A 25575-nucleotide genomic window follows, 5' to 3' on the forward strand; every position below is an offset into this window, starting at 1 on the left:
CCACCGTCAGTACCGGAAAATCTTCACGATCGTGTTGAGCCTGGTCGCGAGGCCGGACAGGTCGTCGGCGGCCTGGCGGCCGGCCCCGGCGCTCTCCGCGGTGGCCTCGGCGACCGACGCGACCGCGCCGAAGGTCTCCGAGACCCGGGCGCTGGACGCGGCGGCCGCGCCGATCGAGCGGCTCATGTCGCTGGTGGTCGCCGACTGCTCCTCCACCGCGGAGGCGATCGTCGCGGTGTACTCCGTGATCTGCCCGGTGACCTCGAGGATCTCCTCCAGGGCGCGGGCCGCGCTGGCCGTGCCGCCCTGGATCGCGCCGATCCGCGCGGTGATCTCCTCGGTCGCCTTCGCCGTCTCCTGCGCGAGGTCCTTGACCTCGGAGGCGACGACCGCGAAGCCCTTGCCGGCGTCCCCGGCCCGGGCCGCCTCGATGGTCGCGTTCAGGGCGAGCAGGTTGGTCTGGGCGGCGATCGAGGTGATCAGGCTGACCACCTCGCCGATCTGGGCGCTGGCCGCGGCGAGCTGCTCCAGCTGGGCGTTGGCGCCGTGCGCGACGTCCATCGAGCGCTGGGCGACCCCGGCGGCCCGGGCCGCGTTGCCGGCGATCTCGCCGATCGAGGCGCTCATCTGCCCGGCGCCGGTCGCGACCGCCTGGACGCTGCCGTTGACCTGGTCGGCGGCCTCGGCGGCGGTGCCGGCCCGGGTCGAGGCCTCGGCCGCGCCCTCGGTGAGCCGGCCGCTGACCTTCGACAGCTCCATCGAGGCCCCGGTGAGCGCGGTGGCGGTGGTGACGAGCTCGGTGACGGTACCGCGGACCGACCCGATCGCCGAGTCCAGCGCGGCGCTCATCCGCCCGAACTCGTCGCGCCCCGTGACGCCGCTGGTGCTGGTCAGGTCGCAGGCGGCGAGCCCCTCGACGGCCGCCGACACCTTGCGCAGCCCGGCCAGGATGACCCGCGCGACGGACAGCCCGAAGGCGAGCGCGAGCCCGACGCCCACGACCAGCGTGACGATGATGAACGTCCTTGCCGTGTGGTACTGCCTGGTCGCGCTCGCGCTGCGCTCCTGCGCCGCCGTCGTCTCGGCCGCGATGATCTTGTCCACGGCGGCGGTGGCCTTGGTCGCGAGCGGCGCCAGCTCGTTGTCGCGCAGGGCGCTGACCGTGGCGATGTCCCCGCGGCGGCTGGCCGGCAGCACCTGGTCGTCGCGGACCTGCTGGTACTGCTGCCACGCCGTGCGCACCTCGCCCGCCAGGCCCGCGTCGACGGCGGCGGCCGCGTACACGGACAGGTCGGTGTCGAACGCCTTGTCGTCCGCGGCGAGCGCCTGCTCGTACTTCGCGCGCGTCGCGTCGTCCTCGCTCAGCGCGTGGTTGAGCACGTCCCGCCGGGTGCGCTCCATGTCGATCTCGACCTTGTCGATGTCGCGGACCGGCAGCAGGCCCTTGGTGTAGAGCCGGTCGGCCGCCTCGTTCATCGCCGACATGCGCTGCAGCGCGGCCCCGGCCACGAGCACCGCCACGATCGCCATCAGGACGACCGCCGAGGCGATCTTCGTGCGCAGGCTCAGGTCCGCCAGGATCCGGTTCATCGCAGGCCGCGCTCGAGCTCGAGCACCGACAGCAGCACGGCCCACTCGTCGAAGCCGGTCCGCAGCTCGCAGGCGGCGGCGCTGCCCGGCCACACCACGTCGGCCTCGCCCAGCACGACCTGCGGCAGCGCCACGATCGAGGGCTGGGGCAGCAGGCTCTTCACGTTGCCGGCGATGATGTTCATCAGCTCCCCGCAGGCGTCGACGATGTCGTCGAGCCGGACGCTGCCGGTCGGGATCTCCAGCATCGCCCCGGCCATGGCCGCGGCCCCGTCGACCCGGCAGCGCAGGACCACGTGCCCGTGCCAGGCCCCGGCGATCGCCACGCCGGCGATGACGTCGAACGGCTCGACGTACGCGGCCACGGGCAGCGGCTCGGCCGGCGGGCTGCCACCGAGGTACGCGGTCCACACCTGCCAGACGATCCCCTGCAGGGCTTCGCTGCTGACCGGCCCGCCGTCGACTTCAGACCGCACGCCACGCTCATCGTCCGCGCGGCGGCCCGGTTGAGTGTTTGGGTAGCTTTCGGGTGCGTGAAAGTTTCAACGAAAGGGGGCCACATGGCCGAGGAGAACGCCTGGCTGCGGCGCAAGGCCGAGGAGCCCAACCACGTCGGCTGGTACGTCCAGCGGTTCCGCGACCTGGCCGCCGAGGGGGCGGACCTGGCCGGCGAGGCGCGGATGATCGACGCCATGGTGCCCCGCGGCGCGCGGATCCTCGACGCCGGCAGCGGCACCGGCCGGGTCGGCTCGTTCCTCGCCGCGGCCGGGCACGAGGTGGTCGGCGTCGACCTGGACCCGGAACTCGTGGCCGTGGCCGAGCAGGACCACCCGGGCCCGACCTGGCTGGTCGGCGACCTGGCCGAACTGGATCTCCCGGCGGCCGGGGTGAAGGCCGGCTTCGACGCCGTCGTGTGCGCCGGCAACGTGATCGCGTTCGTCGCGCCGTCGACCCGGGTGGAGATCCTGCGCCGGTTCAAGGCCCACCTCGGCGAGGGCGGCCGGGTCGTCGTCGGCTTCGGGTCCGGGCGCGGCTACGCCTTCGACGACTTCCTCGCCGACGCGGCCGCCGCCGGTCTGTCCCGGGATGTGCTGCTCTCGACGTGGGATCTCCGACCGTACACGCCGGAATCGGACTTTCTGGTGGCGCTGTTTCACTAGGGATCTACTAGGGTCTGAGCGATGCTGGGGCTGGTGATCGGGGCGCTGCGGGCGCGGCGGGTGCAGGCACTGGTCATGCTCGCGCTGGCCGCGGTGACGGTCGTCGCGGCCGCGGTCGCCGCCCGGGCCGCCGACACCGCCGGGGAGCGCGCGGCCCGCGCCCGGGTCGCCGCGGCCACCGTCACCGAGCGCACGCTGCGGGTCCGCGGCACCGTCACCACCGGCGACCGGCCCGAGGAGGTGCTGCGCCGGATGGGCAACCTCGTCGACGCGCCGGTCGACGAGAAGAGCGGCGGCCTGCGCCTCGCCGGCGACCTGGTCGACGGCGACGGCAACCACCGGCAGGCGGCCGACCTGCGCTCGGCCGAGAAACTGTGCGCGAACGTGACCCTGCGCCAGGGCCGGTGCGTCGGCGCCGACGGCGAGGCGATCATCCCGGAGGAGCTGGCCCGGCTGCTCGGGGTCGGGGTCGGCGGCACGATCGTGCACGCGACCGGGCTCACCGCGCAGCCGGTGTCCCTCGACGTCGTCGGCATCTACGCCCCGGCCGACCCGGCCGGCTGGTTCTGGGCCGGCCAGGAGGGCACCGCCGCCTTCACCACCACGCCGACGGTGACCGCGGCCAAGGCGACCGTCACCGCCACCTTCGACGCGGTGCTGGAGCCGGAGGCGTTCGACGACGCGGCCGGGCTCAAGAGCAACCTGGACCGGCTGCGGGCGGCCCGCTTCGAGGTCACCTCCGGCGCGGCCGGGCTCGCCGACGCCGTGGCCGCCGACCGGCGCTCCGTGCACCGCTCCGTCGGCCTGGCCGAGGCCCAGATCCTGCTCGTCGGCGGCCTGGCCATCGCGGTCGCGGCCGCCTACGCCGCCCAGGAGCGCCGCGGCGACGCCGCCCGGCTGGCCATCCGCGGCCTGCCCCGCTGGCGCATCCGGGCCGCCACCGCCGGGCAGAGCCTGCTGCCGCTGGCGCTCGGCGCGATCTGGTCGCCGCGGCTGTTCGCGGCCGGGTTCGTCATCGTGGCCGCCGCCGACTGGAGCGCCACCCGCGGCGGGGTCACCGAGCTCATGCGCGACGTGCGCCCGCGCCGCCCCCTCGCCGCCGCCACCGCCGAGCTGTGCGCGCTCGGCCTGGCCGCCGCCGCGCTGTTCCAGATCGCCGCCGCGCCCGCCGCCGACGTGCGCCGCGACACCGGCTTCGGGCTGGCCCAGGTCGCCCCGCTGCTCGTCGCGGCCGGGCTGGGCGTGCTCGGCACCCGGGTGCTGCTGGCCGCGGCCGGGCTCTACGGCCGGCACGCCCTCGCCGCCGGCCGGCTCAGCGGGGCCCTCGCGGGGCTGACGCTCGGGCGCCGGCGCACCGCGTACCGGATCGTGCCGCTGCTCGCCGCGGCCACCTGCGTGCTCGCCCTGGCCGCCCAGGACTGGCACGGCGGCGCGACCGCGCGGGCCGAGCGGGCCCGCGTCGAGCTCGGCGCCGAGCGGGTGCTGCGGGTCGCCCCCGTCGCGCGGGAGCGGCTCCTCGCGGCCGTCCGCGCCGCCGACCCGGGCGGCCGGGAGGCGATGGCCGTCGTCGTCACCGGGGCCGCCGGGGCCCCGCCGGTCATCGCCGTCGACGCGGCCCGGCTGCGCGCGGTCGCGGGCGTCGACGGCAGCGCCCTGCATCCGGCCGCCCCCGCGCCGCTCGCCTTCACCGGCACCGACCTGTCGCTGCGGGCCACGGGCGACGGCAACAAGCTGCGGGTGCTGCTGGCCGCGGACGGGACCGGCGAGCAGGCCGTGGCCGAGTTCGGGCCGCTGTCGGCGGGGCCGGACCCGTACCCGGCGGTGGTGCCGGGCTGCGCGCACGGCTGCCGGGTCGAGGCGGTCGAGGCCGACCGGGGCACCGTCGAGCTGCGCGAGCTCAGCGCCGGCGGCACGACCGTCATCGGCGCCGGCATGTTCGCCGACCCGGCCCGCTGGCGCACCACCGTCGCCCAGGCCAGCGCCGGCATCCAGGTCGTGCAGGCGGGCGGGGTGCTGCGGATCGGCGACGCCGAGCCCCGCGCGCGCCGCCCGGTCGACAGCCGCCTGTACGTCGTCGACGCCCCCGTCCCGCTGCCCGCCCTCGCCACCGGGGACGCCGCGGCGAGCGAGACCCACGACCAGCCCGCGGCGAGCATCTTCGGCGCGTCGGTACCCCTGGATCCGTCCTCCACCGCGCTCGTCCCGCGCGGCGGCGGCAACGGCATCCTCGTCGACCTCGAGTACGCCGCCCGGATCACGGCCGTGGCCGTCGGCGCCGTCCCGTCCGCCGAGCGCCCCGAGGTGTGGCTGGCCGCCGGCGCCGGCGACGCCGTGATCGCCAAGCTGCGCGCGGCCGGGCTCGACATCACCGGCAGCGACAGCGTGGAGGCCGCGACCGCCCGCGCCGACCGGCTCGCCCCGTCCGTGGCCGCGCTCGGCGACCTGGCCGGCGCCGGGATCGTGCTGCTGCTCGCCGCCGTGGCCGCGTTCGTGGTGGCCGCCGTGGACCGCCGCGACCGCGACGCCGAGCAGGCCGCCCTGCGCCGCCAGGGTGTGCCGCAGCAGCTGATGCGGCGGGTGGAGCGGCGGGACGCGCTCGCCCCGGTGCTCGTGGCGGTCGTGCTCGGACTGGCGGCGGCGGTGCTGCTGCGCATCCTCGCCCCGCCGCCCGTGCGGGCGTTCAGCGATGCGTGGCCGGTGCAGGCACCGGCGGTACAAGCGACGGCCCTTGTCTGTGCCGGACTCGCGGCGCTGGTGGTCTTCGGTGCCGTCGTGATCGCGCGGGTGGGTCGCCGATGACCGCGCTGGTGCTGGGCATGCTGCGCTCGCGGCTCGGCCGGGCGCTGACCGTTGCGCTGCTGACCGCGCTCGCCACCGTCGCCGCCGTCGCCGCACCGGTCTATGTGGACCGGACCGACCGGCGCATCGTCGACACCGCGGTCGCGCAGGCCGACGTGGGGGAGCGCAACATCCTCGTCAGCGGCACCGTGGAGTCCGGCTCCGACGGCACGATGCCGAACACGTTCGAGCGGCTCGGCACCGGCTGGCTCGACGCGCCCGGCTACACCTCGGTGTTCAGCGCCCAGTTCGCCGTGCAGCCGGCCGCGGTCCCGGTCGCCGACCCGGAACAGCTCAGCCGCGTCGTGTACCGCGAGGGCCTGTGCGACCACGTGGTCGTCGTGGCCGGCCGGTGCCTGATGGGCACGGGCGACGCGGTGCTCGGGGTGAGCGCGGCCGAGCGGCTGCACCTGAAACCCGGCGACGCCGTCGAGCTGACCGGCTCGATGTTCGACTCGACGAACAACCGGTACCTCGCCGCCGGCCCGCCCACGCCCGTCACCGTCGTCGGCATCGTGCGCGCGAGCGACGGCACCGAACCGTACTGGGGCAGCGGCGGCGCGCTCACCGACGCCGGCGGCCCCGCGTTCGCCGTCGACCGCCGCACCCTGGCCACCTTCGCCCGCCCGGCCGAGCTGCAGAGCTTCGACGCCTACCCGCTGCCCGGCGCGATCAGCGTCGCCCACCTCGGCGCCCTGCGCGAGTGGGTCGACGAGGCCGACAGCCGCCGCAACAGCGGCGCGCGGCTCACCACCGACCTCAGCGGCCTGCTCGACCGCATCGACGCGGCGCGGGCCGACGTGCGCCGCACCGTACCGTTCGCGGTCGCCCCGGTCCTCGTGCTCGCCTGGGCCGTCATCATCCTGGCCGTCGCCGCCGCGACCCGGGCCCGCCGCTACGAGCACGGCATCGTCGCCCTGCGCGGCGTGGCCCGCCCCGGCCGCTGGTGGCTGGCGACCGGCGAGACCCTGCTGCCGATGCTGCTCGGGGCCCTGGCCGGGTTCACCGCGATCGGCGGCTGGACCACGCCCGGCGCGCTGCCCTACGCCGCCGTGGCCGTCCTCGGCGCGCTCCTCGCCGGGCTCGCGGTCGGCATCCGCACCGTCTCCGGCCCGGTCGTGTCCCTCCTGCGCCGGGTCGACGTCCGAAGTGGACGGTGGGGCGCCCGGGTCGCGGTGTTCGCCGCCGTCGCCGCGGCCGTGGCGGCCTTCCAGGTCAGCGGCGGCCTCGCCCCGGCCTGCGTGTTCCTGTTCTTCGGCCTGACCGCCGCCGTCGCGTCCCCGTTCCTGGCCGCCCGCCTGGGCCGCCTGGCGCTGCGCCGCGGCCGGTTGACCGGGGCGCTCGCGGGGCTGTGGCTGGCCCGCCGCCCGTCCTCGGCCCGGCTGCTCGCGGTGCTGGTCGTCGCGCTGTCCTCGCTCGCGTTCGCGGCCGCGGCGACCACCACGGCCGAGCAGCGCCGCAATGCTCAAGCCGATCAGGAGATGGGCGCCGCGACGGTACTGTCCGTCGGCGCCCCCTCCCGCCGCGCCCTCCTCGACGCGGTGCACGCGGCCGACCCGGCCGGACGGTACGCGATGGCGGTCGTCCCGTTCCCGGGCGCCCTCGCCGTCGACGCGCCCCGCCTGACCTTCGGCAGCGGCCTGGCGGCGCTGCTGCACCCGGCGGACCTCGGCGCCCCGACGACGGTCAAGGGCACGGCGCTGAGCCTCGACATCACCGTCACCCACCTGGACCGCACCGACGACGCCTTCTCGGCGGTGGTGTCCCCATTGGACGGACGCCCGAACGCCACCGTCGAGTTCGGCGCGGTGCTGCCGGGCCGGCACACGTACACCGCGGCGATCCCGTGCTCGGAGGGCTGCCGCCTCGCGCAGCTGGCGTTCCGGCTCGCCCCGTACGCCGGTGCCGCCCTCGAACTGACCCTGCACAACGCGCCGACGCTCACCTGGCAGGTCCCGGACGGCGCGACGGCGACGGCGCAGGGCGGCGACGTGGCGATGAAGCTCCCGCCGGGCCCGGGGGCCGGCACCGGCGTGCTCCGCCCCGACGACGGCCCGGCGGTGCTGCCGGTGGTGTCGACCGGCCCGCTGCCCCCGGACGGTCTGCTGACGGTGTTCGACCGGCAGCGTCCGGTACCGGCGAAACTCGTCGGCACTGTCTCCTCGCTGCCGCGCCTGGGCTCGACCGGCTCCCTGGTCGACCTCTCCTACGCCGACCGCCTCTCCATCGACAGCACGGCCGAGGGCGCGCAGGTCTGGCTGTCCGCGGACGCCCCGCAGTCGGTCACCGACGCGATCGCCACGAACGGCGTCACCATCGACGCGCGGCGCACCGTCGCCGACGCCCGGGCCGCCCTGGCCGGCGAGGGATCGGCGCTGGGGCTGCGGTTCTACCTCGTGGCGGGCGTGCTGGCGGTCGTGCTGGCGGCGGCGGCACTGCTCAGCGGTACCGTCGAAGGCTCGTCGAACGACCTGCGCTCGCTGCGGACCCAGGGCCTGGCCGCGCGTCGGGCCCGCACCGTCGAGCCGGTCGCCTCGGTCCTGCTGGTCCTGTTCGCGGGCCTGGTCGCGATCCCGGCCACCGCGGCGGCGTGGGCGGCCGCGGCGCCACCGGAGCTGCGGGGGATGCCGCCGCTCGGGCCGCCGGCCCTGGCCCTCGCGGGTGGCCTCGTGCTGCTGGCCGTCGTCGCGGTGCTGACCTCAGTGCGGCGGGGCGATCGAGGCGCGCGGCCGTAGGGGCATGTCGACCAGGTGCGCCCCGCCGGCCGGTTCGAGTAGGAGCTCCACCGCCCGCCGGCCGAGCTCGAAGTGCGGCAGCGCCACCGACGACAGCTGCGGGCGCAGCCACGACGCCAGGTCGGAGTCGTCGAAGGAGACGATCGACAGGTCCGCGGGGATGCTCAGGCCGGCCTCGGCGGCGGCCTGGTAGGTGCCGAGGGCCAGGCGGTCGTTGAGGCAGATGAACGCCGACGGCCGGGCGCCGGTGGCCAGGAAGGCGCGGACGGCCTCGTACCCGGGCTCCGGCCACCACTCGCAGGCGACCGTGCCGGCGATCGCGGCCCCCGCGGCGGCGAAGGCGGCCGTGATGCCGGCGCGGCGGTGCCGGTCGGCGTAGACGTGCACCGCGCTCTCCCCGACCAGGTACACGCGATCGCGGTGGCCGGCCGCGAGCAGCGCCCCGGCGGCGGCCCGGCCGGCGGCGAGCTCGTCCGGCACGACGCTGGGGGTGCGCCCGCGGGCCACGCAGTTGACGAGCACGAGCGGGTGACCGCGCAGCGCCGCCGGGACCCGGATCTCCCGGGTGTACATCGACGCGTAGAGGAACCCGTCGACGCCCCGGTCGAGCATGTCCTGGACCAGCCGCTTCTCCGTCGCCGGGTCGCCCTCGGTCTCGCCGATGAACAGCAGGTGCTGGCGGTTCAGGGCGGCCGCGGTGGTACCCCGGATGATCTCGCCGGCGAACGCGTCGGTGGCGATGGTGTCGGACACCAGGCCGATCGTGTGGGTGAGCCGGGTGCGCAGGCTGCGGGCGGTCAGGTTGGGCCGGTAGTCGAGCTCCCGCGCGGCCCGCAGCACCCGCTGCTCGGTGTCGGCCGAGATGCGCATGTCCCGGCGGCCGGTGAGCACGAACGACGCGGTGGTGCGCGAGACACCGGCCCGCCGCGCCACGTCCAGCAGCGTCACTCGTGCCGCGACCATGCAAGCAGTCTGAACCATCGGCGCGCGGGCTGGACGGGCACCCTTGACATCGGTCGCGGTCGAAGCGGATGCTCCTTGCTAACTCGATTCAGCAAACACCTCCGGGAGGTGTCGGCGATGAGGCCGCAGAGACTCCTGATCGGCGTGGTCGCGCTGCTGCTCGCCGGATGCGGCGGGCCCGGCGCGTCGGGCGCGCAAGCACCCCGGCCCGAACTGACCATCTGGATCGACGCGCTGCGCGCGCCCGCGATCAAGCAGGCGGCCGACAAGTTCGGGCAGGACAGCGGGGTCTCGGTCCGCACCGAGATCGTGGCCAAGGACCTGCAGACCCAGTTCGTCACCGCCGCCCAGGCCGGCAAGGGCCCGGACCTGGTGCTCGGGGCCCACGACTGGATCGGCAACCTGGTCCAGAACGGCACCATCGACCCGGTCCAGATGACCAACCGGCAGAAGGCGACCTTCGACCCGCTCGCCCTGAAGGGGGTCACCTTCAACGGGCAGATCTACGGGGTGCCGTTCGCCGTCGCCAACGTCGTGCTGATCCGCAACACGGAGCTGGCCCCGCAGGCGCCGCAGACCATGGAGGAGCTCGTCGAGACCGGCCGGCAGCTGGTGGCCGCCGGCCGCACCCAGGAGATCATGGCGCTGCCGATGGGGCCGACCGGGGACTTCTACCACCTCTACCCGCTGTTCACCTCGGCCGGCGGCTACATGTTCGGCACCAAGGCCGACGGCGACTACGACCCGAAGGACCTCGGCGTGGCCAAACCCGAGGCGACCCAGGCGTTCCAGAAGATCGCCGCGCTCGGCGAGGGCGGTGCGGGCGCGCTCAAGCGCTCCATCTCCAACGACAACGCCCGGGGCCTGTTCACCGACCGCAAGACCGCGTTCCTGCTCTCCGGGCCGTGGCAGTTCGCCGACATCAACAAGTCCGGCGTCAAGTACGACGTCAGCCCGATCCCGCCGTTCGCCGGCGGCAAGCCCGCCCGCCCGTTCGTGACCGTCGACGCGGCCTACGTGGCCAGCCGGGGCGCCCACAAGCTGCTCGCCCAGGAGTTCGTCACCAGCTACTTCACCCGCACCGAGGTCGCCGTCGCGCTGTACCGGGCCGACCCCCGCCCGCCGGCCCTCATCGCCGCGCTGGACCAGGTCAAGGGCGGCGATCCCAACCTGGAGAAGGTCCTCAAGGCCGGCCAGCAGGGCGAGATCATGCCCGCCATCCCCGCCATGGCGACCGTGTGGGACCCGCTGGGCAAGGCCGAGGCCGCGGTCACCGGCGGCGCCGCACCGGGCCCGACCATCACCGCCGCCGCGGCGGCGATCCAGTCGCAGATCAAGTAGGAGGTCGTTGTGGCGCTGAAGACCGACGTCCGGGCCGCGACCCCCGCCCGGCCCGTTGCGCGGCCCGCGTCCCCGGTGGCGCTCATCGCGAAGATCGTGCTGCTCGGCCTCATGGTCGCCCTCGCACTTGCGGCCGCGTTCCCGCTCATCGGCCAGGGCCGCTGGCTCCTGCTGGCCCTGCTGGTCGCGGCCACCGCGCTGCTGCTGTGGGTCTACCTGTCGCGGCGGCGCATCCCGGCCAAGTACCTCATCCCCGGCACGCTGTTCCTCGTCGCGTTCCAGGTCTTCCCGGTGCTGTACACGATGACCACCGCGTTCACGAACTTCGGCGACGGCCACCGGGGCAGCAAGGCCGAGGCGATCCGGTCGATCGAGGGGGCCTCGGTCCAGCAGGTCGCCGACTCGGTCGAGTACGTGCTCACCATCGCCACGCGCGACGGCGACATCGTGTTCCTGCTCGTCGATCCGGCCTCCAAGGCCGTCCAGGCGGGCACGAAGGACGGGCTGAGCGCCGTGCCGGCGGGCGACGTGCAGATCGACGGGGCCGGCAAGGTCGTGCGGGCCGAGGGCTACCAGCCGCTGAGCATCATCGAGGCCGACGCCCGCGGGACCGAGATCGAGGCGTTCTCGGTGCCGACGGCGCAGGGGGCCATCCGCAGCCAGGGGCTGTCCGGTGCCTTCGAGGGCGTCCCGCGGCAACGGTACGACCAGGGCTGCGACTGCGTGCGCGACACGCGCGACGGGCACACCTGGACCGCCGACGACTCCCGCGGCTACTTCGTGGACGGCACCGGCGCCATCCTGGCCCAGGGCTGGAAGGTCCAGGTCGGCCTGCGCAACTTCGCCGACGTGCTGTCCAACCCGCTCATCGCGAAGTACTTCCTGCGCATCCTGCTCTGGAACTTCGCGTTCGCGCTGCTGACCGTGCTCATCACGTTCGCGCTCGGGCTGGCCGTGGCGATCGTGCTCAACACCGACCGGCTCCGCGGGCAGCGCCTGTACCGCTCGCTGCTCATCCTGCCCTACGCGATGCCGGGCTTCGCCATGCTGCTGCTCTGGCGCGACATGTTCAACACGGACTTCGGCCTGGTGAACCGGCTCTTCGGCGTGCACGTCAACTGGTTCGGCACGTCCTGGAGCTCGATGGCGGCGATCCTGCTGGTGCAGCTGTGGATGGGCTACCCGTACATGTTCCTGGTCTGCACCGGCGCCCTGCAGGCGATCCCGGGCGACCTGAAGGAGGCGGCCGCGGTCGACGGGGCCAAGCCGTTCTACGCGTTCCGCACGGTCACCTTCCCGCTGCTGCTGGTGGCCATGGCCCCGCTGCTCATCGCGTCGTTCGCCTTCAACTTCAACAACTTCGGCGCGATCTACTTCGTCAGCGAGGGCGGGCCGTTCCCGGCCGACAACCCCAACGCCGGCGCGACCGACCTGCTCATCACCTACACGTACCGCATCGCGTTCGGCGGGCAGGGCGCGCAGTACGGCCTCGCCGCCGCGATCTCCGTCTTCATCTTCCTGATCGTCGCGCTCGTGTCGATCGTCGGCTTCCGCCGCACCCACGTCCTCGAGGAGGTCAACCGATGAGCACCGGCACTGACGTCGTGCGCCTCGGCAGCGCCCGCGGCGGATGGCTGCGCCAGGCCGGCTGGCGGCACCTGGTCGGCATCGTGGCGCTGTTCTTCGCGCTGTTCCCGATCGTCTTCCTGGTCTCCGCGGCCCTCAACCCGCTGGGCACCCTCGGCACCGCGAGCATCGTGCCGACCGGCGCCGGGCTGGACAACTTCCGCAACCTCTTCGAGCGCACCGAGTTCGTCCGGTGGATGCTCAACACGCTGCTCATCGGGCTCGCCTCGGCCGCCGCCGGGATGTTCCTGTCGACCTGCGCCGCCTTCGCGTTCTCCCGGTTCCGCTTCCGCGGCCGGCGGATGGGGCTGCTGTCGCTGCTGCTGGTGCAGATGTTCCCGCAGTTCCTGGCGATCGTGACGCTGTACCTCATGTTCGCGGCCGTCACCGACCTGTACCCCGGCATCGGGTTCAACACGCCCTGGTCGCTGATCCTGCTGTACCTCGGCGGCGCCCTCGGCGTGAACACCTGGCTGATGAAGGGCTTCTTCGACACCATCCCGATCGACCTCGACGAGTCGGCCAAGGTCGACGGGGCCTCCCACGTCCGGATCTTCTTCGACATCATCCTGCCGCTGGTCGCCCCGATCCTGGCCATCACCGGGCTGCTCGCGTTCATCGGCACGGTCAGCGAGTTCATCATCGCGAGCATCTTCCTGACCGACCCGGACTCCAAGACCGTCGCGGTCGGGCTCTACGGACTGGTGGCCGGCGAGCGCAACAACAACTTCGGCATGTTCGCGGCGGGCTCGCTGATCGCGGCCATCCCGACCGTCGCACTGTTCCAGTTCCTGCAGCGGTACATCGTCGGCGGCCTCACCTCCGGCGCGGTCAAGGGTTAGGGGTCGTCATGGCGGGCGTGGTCCTGGACAAGGTCAACAAGCAGTACGACAACGGCTTCCACGCGGTGCGGGACCTCGATCTCGACATCGCCGACGGCGAGTTCCTGGTCCTGGTCGGCCCGTCCGGCTGCGGCAAGAGCACGGCGCTGCGGATGGTCGCCGGCCTGGAGGACATCAGCAGCGGCGTGCTGCGCATCGGCGACCGGGTGTGCAACACCCTGTCGCCCAAGGACCGCGACATCGCCATGGTCTTCCAGTCCTACGCGCTCTACCCGCACATGAGCGTCGCCCAGAACATCGCCTACGGCCTGCGCATCCGCCGGATGCCCAAGGACGAGATCGCCCGCCGCGTCCAGCGCGCCGCCACCATGCTGGAACTGGGCCCGCTGCTGGACCGCCGCCCGAGCCAGCTCTCCGGCGGCCAGCGCCAGCGGGTCGCGATGGGCCGCGCGATCGTCCGCGACCCCCAGGTCTTCCTGATGGACGAGCCCCTGTCCAACCTCGACGCCAAACTCCGCGTGCAGATGCGGGCCGAGATCGCCACCGTCCAGCAGGACCTCAACGTCACCACCATCTACGTGACCCACGACCAGGTGGAGGCGATGACCATGGGCGACCGGGTGGCCCTGATGAAGAACGGGGTCCTGCAACAGGTCGGCAACCCGCAGCACGTGTACGACCACCCGGACAACATCTTCGTGGCCGGCTTCATCGGCTCCCCGCCCATGAACATGGCCCTGGCCACCCTCGCCCTCGACGGCGACGACCTGCACGTGCACCTCGGCTCGACCGTGCTGCGCCTGCACCCCGGCGTGCTCGCCGCCCGCCCGGCGCTGCGGCAGTACGTCGGCCGCGAGCTCGCCGCCGGCCTGCGCAGCGAGGACATGGAGGACGCCCGCCTGGTCCCGGACGCACCCCGTTCCACGCGGATCGCCGCGACGACCACCCTCATCGAGGCGCTCGGCTCGCAGCTCGTCGTGCACTTCAACCTGGACGCCCCGCCGGTCGTCACCGAGGACACCCGCCTGCTGGCCGAGGACGCGAAGACCGCCGACCTGCCGTCCGCGACCACGTCCACGACCGCGGCCACGCGGTTCGTCGCGGCGTTCGCGCCCCGCTCCCGGGTCCGTCTGGGCGAGCACATCGAGGTCGTCGTGGACACCGAGCGCATGCACTTCTTCGACCCCTCGACCGGCGCGGCGATCCGCGACTGACCCCACTGCCGCACGCTCAGCCCGCATGATTCGGGGGCTTGCGTGCGTGAACCGGGCCCGGCGGTGGGGTACCAGGCGGACATGTACACATACGCCGAGGCCGGGCCGGTTCGCCGGGTGGTGCGGCAGGTCGTGACCAGCCGGCCGGTGGCCTGGATGTCCGCGCGGTACCTGCCGGCCGTCGACCGGGTGGCGCTGCGCTGGACGCGCGGGCGGTGGCTGCCGTCGCGGTGGGTCACCGGGCTGCCCGTCGTGCGGCTCACCACCGTCGGGGCGCGCAGCGGGGCGTTGCGCACCAGTCCCGTGCTCGGCATTCCGGCGGGGGAGGGGCTGGTCGTGCTCGCGGCGAACTTCGGGCAGGCGCGCAACCCGGCGTGGTACCACAACCTGCGCGCCCATCCCCGCGTGACCGTCACCGCCGGGTCCGGTGTGCGGGAGTTCGACGCCGTCGAGCTGGAGGGGGAGGAGCGGGAGCGCTGGTTCGCCGAGGCGCTGCGGTTGAACCCGGGGTGGCGGCGGTTCCGGACCCGGGCCGGCGCTCGCGGGATCCCCGTGGTGCGGCTCGAGCCGGCGCGCCGGCGGGGTTAGCCGCGGGCGCGGATGAAGCGGTGGATGCGGGCCGCGATGTCGGGGAGTTCGTCGGTACCGTCGACAATGAGGTCGGCGAGCTGGCGGTCCTGGGCGACGGTGCGGGTCTGGGCCTCGCGGCCGCCGTCGAGGTAGGCGCGCAGGACCGCGCGCGGGTCGTCCTGGCTCAAGGCGCGGCGGGCCAGGCTCAGGTCGAGCGGGGTGTCGACGTACACGGTCCAGCGGGCGGCCCAGCGGATCGGCGGCAACGCCAGCGCGTACACGCCCTCGATGACGACGAGCGGGGCCTCCTCGTGCTCGTCCAGCCGCAGCTGGAGCGCGACCAGGTCGACGACGTGCTGGTCGGCGCCGGCGCTGTCGGCGAGGCCGACGACCGGGGCGTCGGAGAGTTTGGCCACCGCGGTGGCGATGCTGCTCTTGCCTGCCCCCGCCGGGCCGCCGATGACGAGCAGGGGCGGCAGCACGCGCATCACGAGGCGTGACCCTACCGTGCCGGTGGCCGCCGCACGAACTCGTTACCGGGTGGGGTTGAGCGGGATGACGGTCGATCCCTCGTGCGCGCGCAGCACCTTGCCCAGGGCGGCGGCCACGGTCTGCGCCTCGGCTCGGGTCATCCGGCCGGTGAAGTGCCGCTCGATGCCGGCCAGGTAGGTGGGTGCGGCCGCGCGGAGTCTGGTGCGGCCGGCCGGGGTCAGTTTGGCGTACGCCGAGCGCTTGTCGTCGGGGTTCGCCACCCGTTCCACCAGCCCGGCCCGGACGAGCTCGTCGACGACGCGGCTGACCCGGCTGCGGCTGACGACCGCGGCCGCCCCGAGCTCGGACATGGTGAGCCGGCGGGCGGGGGCGGCGTTGAGCTCGAGGAGCACGTCGTACCAGGTCAGCGGGAGCCCGTGGGCGGCCTGCAGCTCCTGGTCGAGCACGGGCGTCAGCGCCGCGTGCACGCGCAGCAGCATGCCCCACGCCTCGGTGTCCACGGCCACACGCTACCACTCTTGTGCGTGCGCACGCACATCGCCTAACGTTGCGTGCGCACGCACACAACTGACCCGGGAGGAACCAAATGTCCAAGCTGCTGCACATCTCGGCGTCCCCGCGGGGCGAGCGGTCCGAGTCCCTCGCCCTGGCCCGCGATTTCCTCGACGTGTACCGCGAGCTGCATCCGGACGACGAGGTCGGCGAGTGGGACCTGTGGGACGGCACGCTGCCCGAGTTCGGCCCGGCCGCCGCGGCCGCCAAGATGGACGTGTTCGCCGGTCTGACCCCGAGCGGCCCGGGCGCCGCCGCGTGGGACGCCGCGCGGGCGGCCTTCGCGCGCTTCGCCGCCGCCGACAAGTACCTGTTCTCCGTGCCGATGTGGAATGCCGGCGTGCCGTACATCCTCAAGCAGTTCATCGACGTGGTGAGCCAGCCCGGCATGGTCTTCGGCTTCGACGGCACGCTGGGCTACTCCGGCCTGGTCACCGGGCGCAAGGCGGCCGTCGTGTACACCAGCGCCGTCTACGGCGAGGGGCGCGGCCCGGCGTTCGGCGCCGACTTCCAGGCCCCGTACTTCGAGGGCTGGCTGCGCTGGGCCGGCATCGCCGACATCACGTCCGTGGAGTTCCGGCCCAACCTCGCCACCGACGAGGTCGCCACCCGCCGCGCCCGCGCCCGGGCCGCCGCGGTGGAGGCCGCGAAAACTTTTTAGGATCATGTCGTAGTTCCGCCGTCCCCGATGCGTTGAGGTGCCGTGACGTTCGAGGAGTTCGTGGCGCTTCGGCTGGCGGCGCTGGTGCGCTACGCCACCGTCGTCACCTGGGACGCCGACCTGGCCGAGGACATCGTGCAGAACGTGCTGGTCCGGGCCCAGGCGCGGTGGGAGCGCATCCGCACGCTGGACGCGCCCGAGCGGTACGTGCAGCGCATGCTCGTCAACGAGTTCCTCTCGTGGCGGCGGCGCAAGGCCGCGCGGACGATCCACGCCGGGGAGGCGCTCGAGGGGCTGCTGGCACCGCAGGCGGACCAGACCGGCCGGTACGACGACCGGGACGCCGTCATGCGCCTGATCGGCACGCTGCCACCCAGGCAGCGGGCGGTCATCGCCCTGCGGTTCTACGCCGACCTGTCCGTCGACGAGATCGCCGACGAGCTCGGGTGCCGGGTCAGCACGGTCCGCACGCACCTGCTGCGGGCGCTGACCACCCTGCGCACGTCGTTGCCCAGTGCCCTGCTGCCGACGGGAGAGCCGCGATGACCGGGCCGATCGAGGAACTCGTGCGCCGGGCCCAGCGCGAGCGGGCCGAGGCCGGCGGGCCCGACCTGGAGCGGATCCGGGCCGCCCTGCCGATCCTGAGCCGTCGCCGGGCGCGCCGGCGGCGGGCCGGGTTCGTGGCCGCCGCGGTCGTGGCGATCCTGGGGGTGGCGGGGATCGTGGCGCTGCCGGGCGGTACACCCAAGGGAGAGCAACCGGCCGCACCGCCCTCCGCCCGCACGTCGGAGGTGCTGGTCGCCATGCCCTATGAGCTCGAGCAGCCGCCCGCCGGCTATCGCGAGCGGCTGCGCACCATCGAGGAGGGGCCCGGCGGGGTCACCGCGACCAGGACCTACAGCGCGACGCCGGACGGTCCGCACGTGACGTTGACGGTGCGCCCCGGCGGCCTCCCGAACGGCGAGCCCGTCGACGTCGGGCCGCTGCGCGGGGTCTACGAGGAGCCCGCGGCCGGCGCCGCGCGGGTCACCTGGCCGGCGCGGCTCGGCGGGGTCGTGTCGCTCGACGCCGCCGGGACCGGGCTCGGGCACGACGCCGTCGTGCAGCTGGCGGCGTCGGTGGCGGATCACTCGCTCTGGCTGGAGAAGCCGCTGATCGTGGATTGGGCGCCCGACGTGCGGTACACGATGAGCCTGATTGACCAAGATCGCTGGGCGACGACGGTGGTGGCCGACGGATCCGCGCAGGCCCGCGGCACGCTCACCGTGACGCTGGCGCCAGCACCCGAGTCGGAGACCGGCGGCGAGATCGTGGCGCTGCACGGGCGCCCGGCCGAACTGTTCGCCGAGGACGGCGCGCTGCGCGTCGTGCAGCACATTCCCTACACCGATCTTGCGCTCACGGTGACCCTCCGGCCGGCGCCGGACCGGGACGTGTTGCTCGACGCGGCGGCGGAGGTCGATGTGCGGATCTGACGGCCGTGGATGCGGTACGGTAGCGGCCGAATGGTCCTGAGCACGTCCTGGTGAGGATGGAGCCAGTTGCCGCGCGGATCCGCTTCGAAGCCGCTCCTCGTCGCGGCCGTCTCCGTCGCCGCCGTCGTCGGGCTGGGAGGATCGGGGCTGCTGTCGCCCTGGTGGTCGCAGTTCGTCGACGATCTCGGCCAGTTCGGCGCCGGGGCGGCCGCGACCCTGGCCTGCTGGCTCACCGCGTCCCGCCAGGCCGGAGCCCAGCGGCGCTGGCGGCTGTGGATGGGCGCGGCCGCGTTCGGGTGGACGATCGGGCAGTTCATCTGGAGCTGGTACCAGCTGTTCCGCGCCGACGCGCTGCCCTCGCCCTCGGCGGCCGACGCCGGCTACCTGACCCTGCCGGTCTTCGCGCTGCCGGCGATCGTCTCGCTCGCCGCCGCCCGCCCGGCCGGCGACGGACCGCGGCGGCGGCCCGGGCAGCTGGTCATGGTGCTCGACGGGCTGATCGTCGTCGGGGCGCTGTTCGTGCTCACCTGGGCGACCACGCTCGGCTCGGTGGTGCGCGCCGGCGCGGGCTCGGCGTTCGCGTACTCGGTCGCCATCGCCTACCCCGTCACCGATCTCGTGCTCACAGTCATCGTCATCCTGCTGCTCGCCGCGTCCACGCCCGCGAACCGCGCCCAGCTGACCATCCTCGGCGCCGGCCTGCTGTGCCTGACGTTCTCGGACAGCGTGTTCGCGTACCTGGTGTCCAAGGGCGCCGACAGCATGCCGCCGCTCGCCGACGCCGGGTTCACCGCCGGCATGGCCCTCGTCGCCGTCGCCGCGCTCAAGACCGGCGCGGACACCCAGGCCCGACCGGCCGCGCGCAGATCGCGGTGGGTGCAGCTGCTGCTCCCGTACGTCCCGGTGGCCGGCACCGGCGTGCTGCTCATCGTGCAACTCGTGCGCGGCATCCGGATGGACGGCGTCGAGATCGCGGTCGAGACGGCGGTCATCTCGCTGCTCATCATCCGGCAGGCGGTGACGCTGATCGAGAACGCGGTCCTGCTCGATCGCGTCTCGGACAGCCAGGCGCGCCTCACCCACCAGGCGTTCCACGACGCGCTCACCGGCCTGTCCAACCGCGTGCTCTTCCACGACCGCCTCGCCCACGCGCTCGCCCTGCACCACCGCGACGGCCGCCCGCTCGCCGTGCTCTTCTGCGACCTCGACGACTTCAAGACCGTCAACGACCGGTACGGCCACCACGCCGGCGACCGCCTCCTGCACGAGGTCGCGGGCCGGCTGCGCGGCGCGGTGCGCGAGGCCGACACCGTCGCCCGGGTCGGCGGCGACGAGTTCGCGGTCCTGCTCGAGGGCGGCGGCGACCCCGGCGAGCCGGCCGAGCGGATCATGAGCGCCGTCGGCCGGCCGTTCGACCTCGACGGGGAGACGGTGCGGATCGGGATGAGCGTCGGGCTCGTGGAGGCCGGCTCCGCCCTGACCGCCGACGTCCTGCTGCGCCGGGCCGACGCCGCCATGTACGCGGGGAAGCGGCAGGGGAAGGGGACGCTGGTGCGGTACCGCGTCGACCTGCCGGACGGCACGGGCAGCTCCGACCTGGCCGAGGCGCTCGCCGCCACCCTGCGCGACGGCGACGGGCTCGACGTGCACTACCAGCCGATCGTCCGGCTCGCCGACGAGACCGTGGTCGCCGTCGAGGCCCTCGCTCGCTGGACGCACCCGGTCCTCGGCCCGGTCTCCACCGACATGGTCATCGCCACCGCCGAGGAGATCGGGCTGATCCGGCTCGTCGACGACTTCGTGCTCGACCGCGCGTGCCGGGACGCCGCCGCGTTCCGCGGGCCGTGGGCGGACATCGCCGTCCACGTGAACACCTCCGCGGCGCGCCTGGGCCGGCCCGAACACGAGGAGACCGTCCGCGACGCCGTGCTCCGGCACGGGCTCGCCCCGCACCGGCTGCTCCTCGAACTGACCGAGACCGCGCCGCTGGCCGACCTGTCCGCCGCGGCGGGGGCCGTGCGGCGGCTCGGGCGGTTCGGGGTGCGGTTCGCGCTGGACGACTTCGGCACCGGGTACAACGCGCTCGCCCAGCTGCACGCGCTCCCGGTGCACGAGGTGAAGCTCGACCGCTCGTTCACGGTCGCCGACGGTGGCCGCAGCGAGGCCGTGTGCCGCTCGATCGTGCAGATCTGTGCGGGCATGGGCGTCACCGTGGTGGCCGAGGGCGTGGAGACCGCTCTGCAGGCGGCCGCCATGGCCGCCCTCGGCTGCGACTACGGGCAGGGACACTATTTCGGTGCGTCGGCGCCGCTTCCTACGCTTTCGCCAGGTGCTCCATCTCCCGCATGATCCTCTCGGCGTCGTCCGGCGCCACGTGGTCGGCGTCCAGGTAGAGGCTCAGGCGCAGCGTGCCGGGGACGTCGTCGACGTGCACGAACAGCGGCTCGAACGTCGGCGCGTCCTGGGCCGTCACCCAGCGGAACGCGGACTCGCCCGGCTCGATCGGCTCGTCGCGGGACGGGCCGCGCCGGTCGTTGAAGTAGCAACCGATCTCGACGTCGTGCGCGTCGATGATGCGTTGCACGCCGGTGTGGTGGAAGTACGCATATTTGTACGCCGCTGTCGTCACCCGCCGCGCACGCCCGAGCAGTTCGGCGAAGTCCGCGCTGTCCGCCGGCAGGCTCAGGAGCCCGGCCTGCGCGAGGGTGCACACCACGTTCGCCAGTCCGGGGCGGAAGCGGTTGCTGACCATCGGCCGGATGAGCACCGGGTCGGCGCCGAACACGCGGTGCAGGGCGCCGGCGAACGCCGCGAGGAGCACGGTCGAGCTGTCCAGGCCCGTGCTCGCCGCCCAGTGCCGCGCCGCGAGGCCGAGGGTGGGGGAGGTGAACTCGCCGTGCCAGTACCGCGGCTTCGTGGTGGTCGCCGGCTTCGGGAACCGTTCCCGCGGGACGGTGTCGAGGATGTTCTGCCAGTACCGTTGGGCCGCCGCATTGTGCCGCTGCCCCGCCGGCGACGCCTGCCAGTGCGCCTGCGCGAGCGGCTGCAGCCCGTCCACCGGCGTGCCGGTGCGCGCGGCGACTTCCCTGAGCATGGTCATCGCCCCGGCGGCGTCGGTGACGAGGTGCGAGATGAGCACCGCCATGTGCGTGAGCTCGCCGTGGTGCGTGACGACGGCCATCTTGAGCGGCCATTCGGTGGTGAAGTCGAGCATTTTCGCGCGCCAGGCCTCGCACAGGTCCTCGGCCACGTGCGCCGGGTCGTGCTCGCCGGCGTCGACGACTTCCAGGTCGATCGCGCCGCTTCGGTGAACGACCTGCACCGGGGCGTCGCCCTCGTGCGTGATCAACGTGCGCATGGGTTCGTAGCGGCTCATGAGGTACCGGAGCTCGCCCTTGACCTCGTCGATCGTGGTGCCCGGGGGCAGCGGCTTCACCCCGCCCAGCGGCAGCCACGTGCCCTGTTTGACGATTGCGGACCAGTTCTCGAGCTGGCCCCACGATAACGGGCCCTCGCCCCCCGACTCGCCCTCGAACTCGACGCTGACTCGCTCCGGCGCAGCAGGCATCCCGCCGGCCCTCCCATCGCTCGTGACGGCAGTGCGCGGCCTCCCGACCCGTCCGGCATCGGCGCGCGGCGGGCAGAGGCGGCCTGCGAAACGTGGCGGGTCGCAGCAGGACGCATCGGCGTTCGTCGGTACTCTACTGTAGGATTCGGCTTATGACTGCCGGGTCGGCCTCAGGCCGTTCACGAAAGCTGCGCCCGGCTGACGTTTGACCTCGCCGCGGGCTCGTGGCCCGCCTCCCCCGTGCGCTTCTGTCTTCCGACGGATCCGCATTGGAAGGGAGGTGATTGCGGTGAGTTGGGACGATTTCGTGGCCCGCCACAACGTCGGGGACGTCGTGGACGGGACCGTCACGAGGCTGACGCCGTTCGGCGTGTTCCTGACGGTGTCCGGCGACGTGCCGGGCCTGCTGGTGACCAGAGACCGGCCGTCGATCGGCAGCACCGTCGCGGTGCGCATTCAAGAGCTCGACACGCTCAACAAGCGCGTCGCGTTCAGCTGATCTTCGACCAGCTGTCGTAGTCGTGCACAGCGAGACCCTGGTATGTGCTGTACCCGGCGGCCCCGGCATCGATCGCCGTGAGCTGCTGCTGCAGGGCGGCCTGGGAGCGGCCGGCGAACGTGCAGTACGAGCAGTCGTTCGCCGGCTGCGTCTCCGCCGCCAGCCGCACCGGCTTGCGCCCCGCCTGCGCCCGCGCGAGCAGATCCGTCCCCACCCCGACGACCGCCGACCCACTGTCCCGGTACGACATGACGGTGATCGCATCGACCCGCGCCATGACCTCCTCGGCCAGGTTCCGCGTCCCCACCTTGATCGTCGCCAGCCAGAACGGCACGTCGGCCTCCAGCGGCTCCGGCCCCGCCTTGCGCACCTGGTCGAGCATGCTCAGGAAACTCGTGGCGATGCTCGCCTGATCCCGCGTCCAGTTCGCCAGCAGGTACGGCTCGACATCCAGATGCACCCCGTCGAACAGCCGCAGCGCACTGACCCGCTGCCGCCACGCCACGGCATCCTTGGGGTTGGTCGCCCAGCTCGGATCCCCGCCGAGCGCCGAGAGCCTGATCCCGGCCGCCTTGGTCCGCGCCCGCAGCTCCTGCAACCGCGCGACCTCGGCCTTCCCCGGCTGCCACGACACGGCCGCGAAGATCTCCTTCACGCCCTGCTTGTTCGCCCAGGCCACCACGGCCGCCGGCTGGGCCTGCGACCACAACCACATGGCCCGCGCCTTGGCCGGACTCTTGATGATGGCAACGGGTTGTATCGCGGCCTGCGCGGGCTGCACCCCGAACGCCGCCGCGGCGACCACGGCAGCCATCACAGCGACCATCTTGCGCTTCATCCGTGAAGCGTGCTCGCCTCCGGTTGCAGGGTCGGTGCCCCTTTGGGGTAGAAAGGTGACTCGTGTTCTCCCGTATCACCACCGAAGCCCGAGCGGCGATCGCCCTCCTGCCGACCTTCGCCCACGCCGCCAAGCGCACCTCGGTGACGCCCCAGGACCTGGCCGCCGCCCTGCACAGCCAGCGCGCCGGCAACACGGCCGCGCTCTGGACCGACCCCCACCCCGGCCCGCCCCCGTCCTCGTCCCTGACGCCGTCGGACTTCGACCAGCCCCTGAAGCAGGTCCTGGAGCAGGCCGGCCGCATCGCCATGACCGCGAACGCCGAGCACATCGGCACCGAACACCTGCTGGCCGCCCTCCTGCGAACCGACCCTTCCTCCCCGGTCGTCGCCTGGCTCTCCGAGCGCGGCGCGACCTCGGAGGCGATGGACGCCCTGCTGACCCGCCTGGCGGGCGGCCTGGGCTCCGAGTCTCTGGCGGAGAAGCCGTCGTTCATGGAGCGCCGCAAGTGGAACGCGGCTCGCGCCCACTCCCAGGGCAAACACAGCGGCCTGTCCACCACGATGACGATCGCCCTGACCGTGATCCTGATCGTGATCGTGCTGGCCCTCTGCATCTGGAGCGGCCCGTGACAGGCTCGCCGCCGCGCCTGCCTGTGCGTCGTGTGAGGCACGCTGCTGGTGCGAGCGGCGAGGGCAGGAAACCCCGGCGGTGATCTCACCGGCCACGAGTCGTGGCCAAGGCACCTCGTGCGGCCAGGCTCAAATCATTGCCCTTCCTCCTCTCAGGGATAAAGGCTTGGGCGATGAGCTCTTGACTCCGATGTGCGGCACCGTGGAGTGGAAGCTGCTCCTTGTTCGCACACTCCTACGACGGCGGCGCGGCGACCGTGTGACGCCCGTCCGGGAGGCGCCTGGTGGCGCCCCTCCGGTGTAGAAACTCCAGCAACGGTACCGCCACCCGCCGAGTCGTCCCCAAGGCCTGCCGCGCCTCGCTCAACGTGAACGGCTGCTCCAACAGCGCCAGCCGTGCAACCGCGGCCGCGGGAGCCGAGGGCAGCAGCACGATCCCGTCCGCGATGCGCAGCAGGAGGCCCGCCTTCGCCGCCGCGGCGAGTTCCTTCGGGCCCAGGCCCAGCGCGGCCAGCCGGTCGGCCTCCGGAGCGGCGAACGGGTGCGAGTCGAGGTCGGCCCGTACCGCGTTCAGCGCACGCTGCAGCTTCTCGGGCAGGCGGCTCCCGGTGCCGATGCGGCCGTCCCGAATCGTCAGCGGCGGCGCGACGAGGCGCTCCACCAGGGCGCGGTCCGGCAGCCCGAGCCGGCTGCGGATCGCGTCGACCGGCGGGTCGGGGTCGACGGGGTGCTGCTCGGCGTACGCCCTGACCTCCGCCGCCAGCCGCGCCCGCAGCGACTCCTCGTGGGCCGGGTCCAGCAGCCAGCCCGCCCCGGGCGCCGTGACGCCCATGCGGGTCAGCTCGTCGGCGTGCACGAGCTTGCGCCGGCGCAGCTCGTCCTCCGGCGACGGGCGTCCGTCCATCGTGGACAGGTCCACGGCGCGCGTCGCCGCGGCGCCCCGCCGGCGCAGGGGTGGCGGAGACACGTCCAGCACCGTGACGCCACCCGGGACGCGGTGCAGGCCCGGGTCCCGCAGCAGCGCCCGGTCGCCGACGTGCAGCGGCAGCACGCGGGCCAGGCGGAGGCGCGCCGTGTCGGTGCCCAGCGGCCGCACGTGCGCGGCGACCGCCGCGGACCCGATGTGGAACACCGACGTGGACGGCAGTCCGGCGACCGGATCGCCGTGGATGCGCACGTCGATGAGGTCGGTGAAAGTGTACCGCCCGGGTGTGACAAGAGCGTCGCCCCGCGCCACCGCCGAGCGCTCGACGCCCCGCAGATTCACGGCCACGCGGGCGACGGCGTCCACAGTGGAGACGGGCGAGCCGAGGGATTGCAGGGCTCGTACGCGTACCGGCGAAGAATGCAGCTCCAGGTCGGACTCGGCGGTCAGGCGGCCCGCCCCCAGGGTGCCCGTGACGACCGTGCCGCTGCCGCGGATGGTGAACGCGCGGTCGACCCACAGCCGGACGGGCGCGCCGAGGTCGGGCGCGGGCAGGGCGGACCCGAGACGGTCCAGCGCCGCGCGCAGCTCGTCGAGGCCGGCTCCGGTGACCGCGCTGACGGCCACGCTCTCGACGTCGCCGATCGTGGTCTTCGCCAGGTGTTCCAGGGCCTGAGCCCGCGCCGGGGCCGGGTCGGCGAGATCGGCGCGGGACACGACGAGCAGCGCGTGCCGCACGCCGAGCGCGTCGAGGGCGGCCAGGTGCTCGGCGGACTGCGGCTTCCAGCCCTCGTCGGCCGCCACGACCAGCATCGCGGCGGGGACCGGGCCGACGCCGGCGAGCATGTTGGGCACGAACCGCTCGTGCCCGGGCACATCGACGAACGCAACCGTCGCGCCCGACGGCAACTGCGTCCAGGCGAAGCCGAGGTCGATCGTCATGCCCCGGCGCCGCTCCTCGGCCCAGCGGTCGGGCTCCATGCCGGTGAGTGACCGTACGAGCGTGGATTTGCCGTGATCGACATGCCCGGCAGTGGCGACGACCCACATGCTG

At 73.8% G+C, this 25575-nt stretch carries 22 protein-coding genes; 14 read left to right on the forward strand and 8 right to left on the reverse strand.

What is annotated here, in order from left to right; translation table 11 throughout:
* Positions 1 to 6: 6 nt before the first annotated feature.
* A complete protein-coding gene (locus ACQPZ4_RS15015) occupies positions 7 to 1590 on the reverse strand; it encodes a methyl-accepting chemotaxis protein (protein WP_433060652.1) in 1584 nt (527 codons plus the stop codon).
* Positions 1587 to 2066 (reverse strand): chemotaxis protein CheX, encoded by a 480-nt coding sequence (locus ACQPZ4_RS15020; RefSeq protein ID WP_433060654.1) that lies wholly within the window; start codon positions 2064 to 2066, stop codon positions 1587 to 1589. Before ACQPZ4_RS15020 ends, ACQPZ4_RS15015 begins: the two co-directional genes overlap by 4 nt.
* Before the next feature lie 84 nt (positions 2067 to 2150).
* On the opposite strand from ACQPZ4_RS15020, the gene ACQPZ4_RS15025 reads away from it, so the two are divergent.
* From ACQPZ4_RS15025 to ACQPZ4_RS15035, 3 genes are read left to right on the forward strand one after another with little or no spacing between them, the layout of a single operon-like run.
* A complete protein-coding gene (locus tag ACQPZ4_RS15025; protein ID WP_433060656.1) occupies positions 2151 to 2750 on the forward strand; it encodes a class I SAM-dependent methyltransferase in 600 nt (199 codons plus the stop codon).
* A 21-nt stretch (positions 2751 to 2771) separates the two neighbouring features.
* A complete protein-coding gene (locus ACQPZ4_RS15030) occupies positions 2772 to 5549 on the forward strand; it encodes a hypothetical protein (RefSeq protein WP_433060659.1) in 2778 nt (925 codons plus the stop codon).
* The gene (locus tag ACQPZ4_RS15035; RefSeq protein WP_433060662.1) at positions 5546 to 8323 is read left to right on the forward strand and encodes a hypothetical protein; all 2778 of its coding nucleotides are present in this window, start codon (positions 5546 to 5548) and stop codon (positions 8321 to 8323) included. Before ACQPZ4_RS15030 ends, ACQPZ4_RS15035 begins: the two co-directional genes overlap by 4 nt.
* Here the strand turns inward: ACQPZ4_RS15035 and ACQPZ4_RS15040 are convergent.
* Entirely contained in the window at positions 8288 to 9286 is a 999-nt protein-coding gene (locus ACQPZ4_RS15040; RefSeq protein ID WP_433060665.1) for a LacI family DNA-binding transcriptional regulator, read from the reverse strand. The two genes, ACQPZ4_RS15035 and ACQPZ4_RS15040, sit on opposite strands and share 36 nt — an antisense overlap.
* Before the next feature lie 117 nt (positions 9287 to 9403).
* Here ACQPZ4_RS15040 and ACQPZ4_RS15045 point away from each other — a divergent pair, with 117 nt between their 5' ends.
* The 5 genes from ACQPZ4_RS15045 to ACQPZ4_RS15065 are packed head-to-tail and all read left to right on the forward strand — an operon-like array spanning position 9404 to position 14897.
* Positions 9404 to 10627: a sugar ABC transporter substrate-binding protein gene (locus ACQPZ4_RS15045; protein ID WP_433060668.1), complete on the forward strand. Its 1224-nt coding sequence runs from the start codon at positions 9404 to 9406 to the stop codon at positions 10625 to 10627.
* Between the two features lie 9 nt (positions 10628 to 10636).
* The gene (locus ACQPZ4_RS15050) at positions 10637 to 12214 is read left to right on the forward strand and encodes an ABC transporter permease subunit (protein ID WP_433060671.1); all 1578 of its coding nucleotides are present in this window, start codon (positions 10637 to 10639) and stop codon (positions 12212 to 12214) included.
* Complete coding sequence (locus tag ACQPZ4_RS15055) at positions 12211 to 13095, forward strand: sugar ABC transporter permease (protein WP_433060673.1); 885 nt, start codon at positions 12211 to 12213, stop codon at positions 13093 to 13095. The genes ACQPZ4_RS15050 and ACQPZ4_RS15055 overlap by 4 nt, the downstream gene beginning before the upstream one ends.
* An 8-nt stretch (positions 13096 to 13103) precedes the next feature.
* Entirely contained in the window at positions 13104 to 14309 is a 1206-nt protein-coding gene (locus tag ACQPZ4_RS15060) for an ABC transporter ATP-binding protein (protein WP_433060676.1), read from the forward strand.
* Between the two features lie 42 nt (positions 14310 to 14351).
* Positions 14352 to 14897 (forward strand): nitroreductase family deazaflavin-dependent oxidoreductase, encoded by a 546-nt coding sequence (locus ACQPZ4_RS15065; RefSeq protein ID WP_433060678.1) that lies wholly within the window; start codon positions 14352 to 14354, stop codon positions 14895 to 14897.
* Here ACQPZ4_RS15065 and ACQPZ4_RS15070 read toward each other — a convergent pair.
* Together ACQPZ4_RS15070 and ACQPZ4_RS15075 are read right to left on the reverse strand one after the other, a co-directional pair.
* Positions 14894 to 15370, reverse strand: coding sequence for a hypothetical protein (locus ACQPZ4_RS15070; protein ID WP_433060681.1), 477 nt, complete (start codon positions 15368 to 15370; stop codon positions 14894 to 14896). The two genes, ACQPZ4_RS15065 and ACQPZ4_RS15070, sit on opposite strands and share 4 nt — an antisense overlap.
* 42 nt (positions 15371 to 15412) lie before the next feature.
* Positions 15413 to 15871: a MarR family winged helix-turn-helix transcriptional regulator gene (locus ACQPZ4_RS15075; RefSeq protein WP_433060683.1), complete on the reverse strand. Its 459-nt coding sequence runs from the start codon at positions 15869 to 15871 to the stop codon at positions 15413 to 15415.
* Positions 15872 to 15957: 86 nt separating this feature from the next.
* Here ACQPZ4_RS15075 and ACQPZ4_RS15080 point away from each other — a divergent pair, with 86 nt between their 5' ends.
* The 4 genes from ACQPZ4_RS15080 (at position 15958) to ACQPZ4_RS15095 (ending at position 20408) form a co-directional block, all read left to right on the forward strand.
* The gene (locus tag ACQPZ4_RS15080) at positions 15958 to 16584 is read left to right on the forward strand and encodes an FMN-dependent NADH-azoreductase (protein WP_433060686.1); all 627 of its coding nucleotides are present in this window, start codon (positions 15958 to 15960) and stop codon (positions 16582 to 16584) included.
* A gap of 42 nt (positions 16585 to 16626) precedes the next feature.
* Complete coding sequence (locus tag ACQPZ4_RS15085; RefSeq protein ID WP_433060689.1) at positions 16627 to 17130, forward strand: SigE family RNA polymerase sigma factor; 504 nt, start codon at positions 16627 to 16629, stop codon at positions 17128 to 17130.
* Complete coding sequence (locus tag ACQPZ4_RS15090; RefSeq protein ID WP_433060692.1) at positions 17127 to 18059, forward strand: hypothetical protein; 933 nt, start codon at positions 17127 to 17129, stop codon at positions 18057 to 18059. Before ACQPZ4_RS15085 ends, ACQPZ4_RS15090 begins: the two co-directional genes overlap by 4 nt.
* Positions 18060 to 18125: 66 nt before the next feature.
* Positions 18126 to 20408: a putative bifunctional diguanylate cyclase/phosphodiesterase gene (locus ACQPZ4_RS15095; RefSeq protein WP_433060695.1), complete on the forward strand. Its 2283-nt coding sequence runs from the start codon at positions 18126 to 18128 to the stop codon at positions 20406 to 20408.
* Here ACQPZ4_RS15095 and ACQPZ4_RS15100 read toward each other — a convergent pair.
* Positions 20374 to 21627 carry a condensation domain-containing protein gene (locus ACQPZ4_RS15100; protein WP_433060698.1) on the reverse strand — a complete coding sequence of 418 codons (1254 nt, stop codon included), beginning with the start codon at positions 21625 to 21627 and terminating at the stop codon, positions 20374 to 20376. The two genes, ACQPZ4_RS15095 and ACQPZ4_RS15100, sit on opposite strands and share 35 nt — an antisense overlap.
* Positions 21628 to 21916: 289 nt before the next feature.
* Here ACQPZ4_RS15100 and ACQPZ4_RS15105 point away from each other — a divergent pair, with 289 nt between their 5' ends.
* Positions 21917 to 22126 carry a S1 RNA-binding domain-containing protein gene (locus tag ACQPZ4_RS15105; protein ID WP_433060700.1) on the forward strand — a complete coding sequence of 70 codons (210 nt, stop codon included), beginning with the start codon at positions 21917 to 21919 and terminating at the stop codon, positions 22124 to 22126.
* Here ACQPZ4_RS15105 and ACQPZ4_RS15110 read toward each other — a convergent pair.
* Positions 22119 to 22940 (reverse strand): hypothetical protein, encoded by an 822-nt coding sequence (locus ACQPZ4_RS15110; RefSeq protein ID WP_433060703.1) that lies wholly within the window; start codon positions 22938 to 22940, stop codon positions 22119 to 22121. The two genes, ACQPZ4_RS15105 and ACQPZ4_RS15110, sit on opposite strands and share 8 nt — an antisense overlap.
* Before the next feature lie 86 nt (positions 22941 to 23026).
* On the opposite strand from ACQPZ4_RS15110, the gene ACQPZ4_RS15115 reads away from it, so the two are divergent.
* A complete protein-coding gene (locus ACQPZ4_RS15115; protein WP_433060706.1) occupies positions 23027 to 23596 on the forward strand; it encodes a Clp protease N-terminal domain-containing protein in 570 nt (189 codons plus the stop codon).
* Positions 23597 to 23831: 235 nt separating this feature from the next.
* Here the strand turns inward: ACQPZ4_RS15115 and selB are convergent, their stop codons facing one another.
* Positions 23832 to 25571: a selenocysteine-specific translation elongation factor gene (gene selB / locus ACQPZ4_RS15120; protein ID WP_433060709.1), complete on the reverse strand. Its 1740-nt coding sequence runs from the start codon at positions 25569 to 25571 to the stop codon at positions 23832 to 23834.
* Between the last annotated feature and the right edge of the window lie 4 nt (positions 25572 to 25575).

It is taken from the genome of Dactylosporangium sp. CS-033363 (assembly GCF_050942475.1).
Taxonomy (GTDB): domain Bacteria; phylum Actinomycetota; class Actinomycetes; order Mycobacteriales; family Micromonosporaceae; genus Dactylosporangium.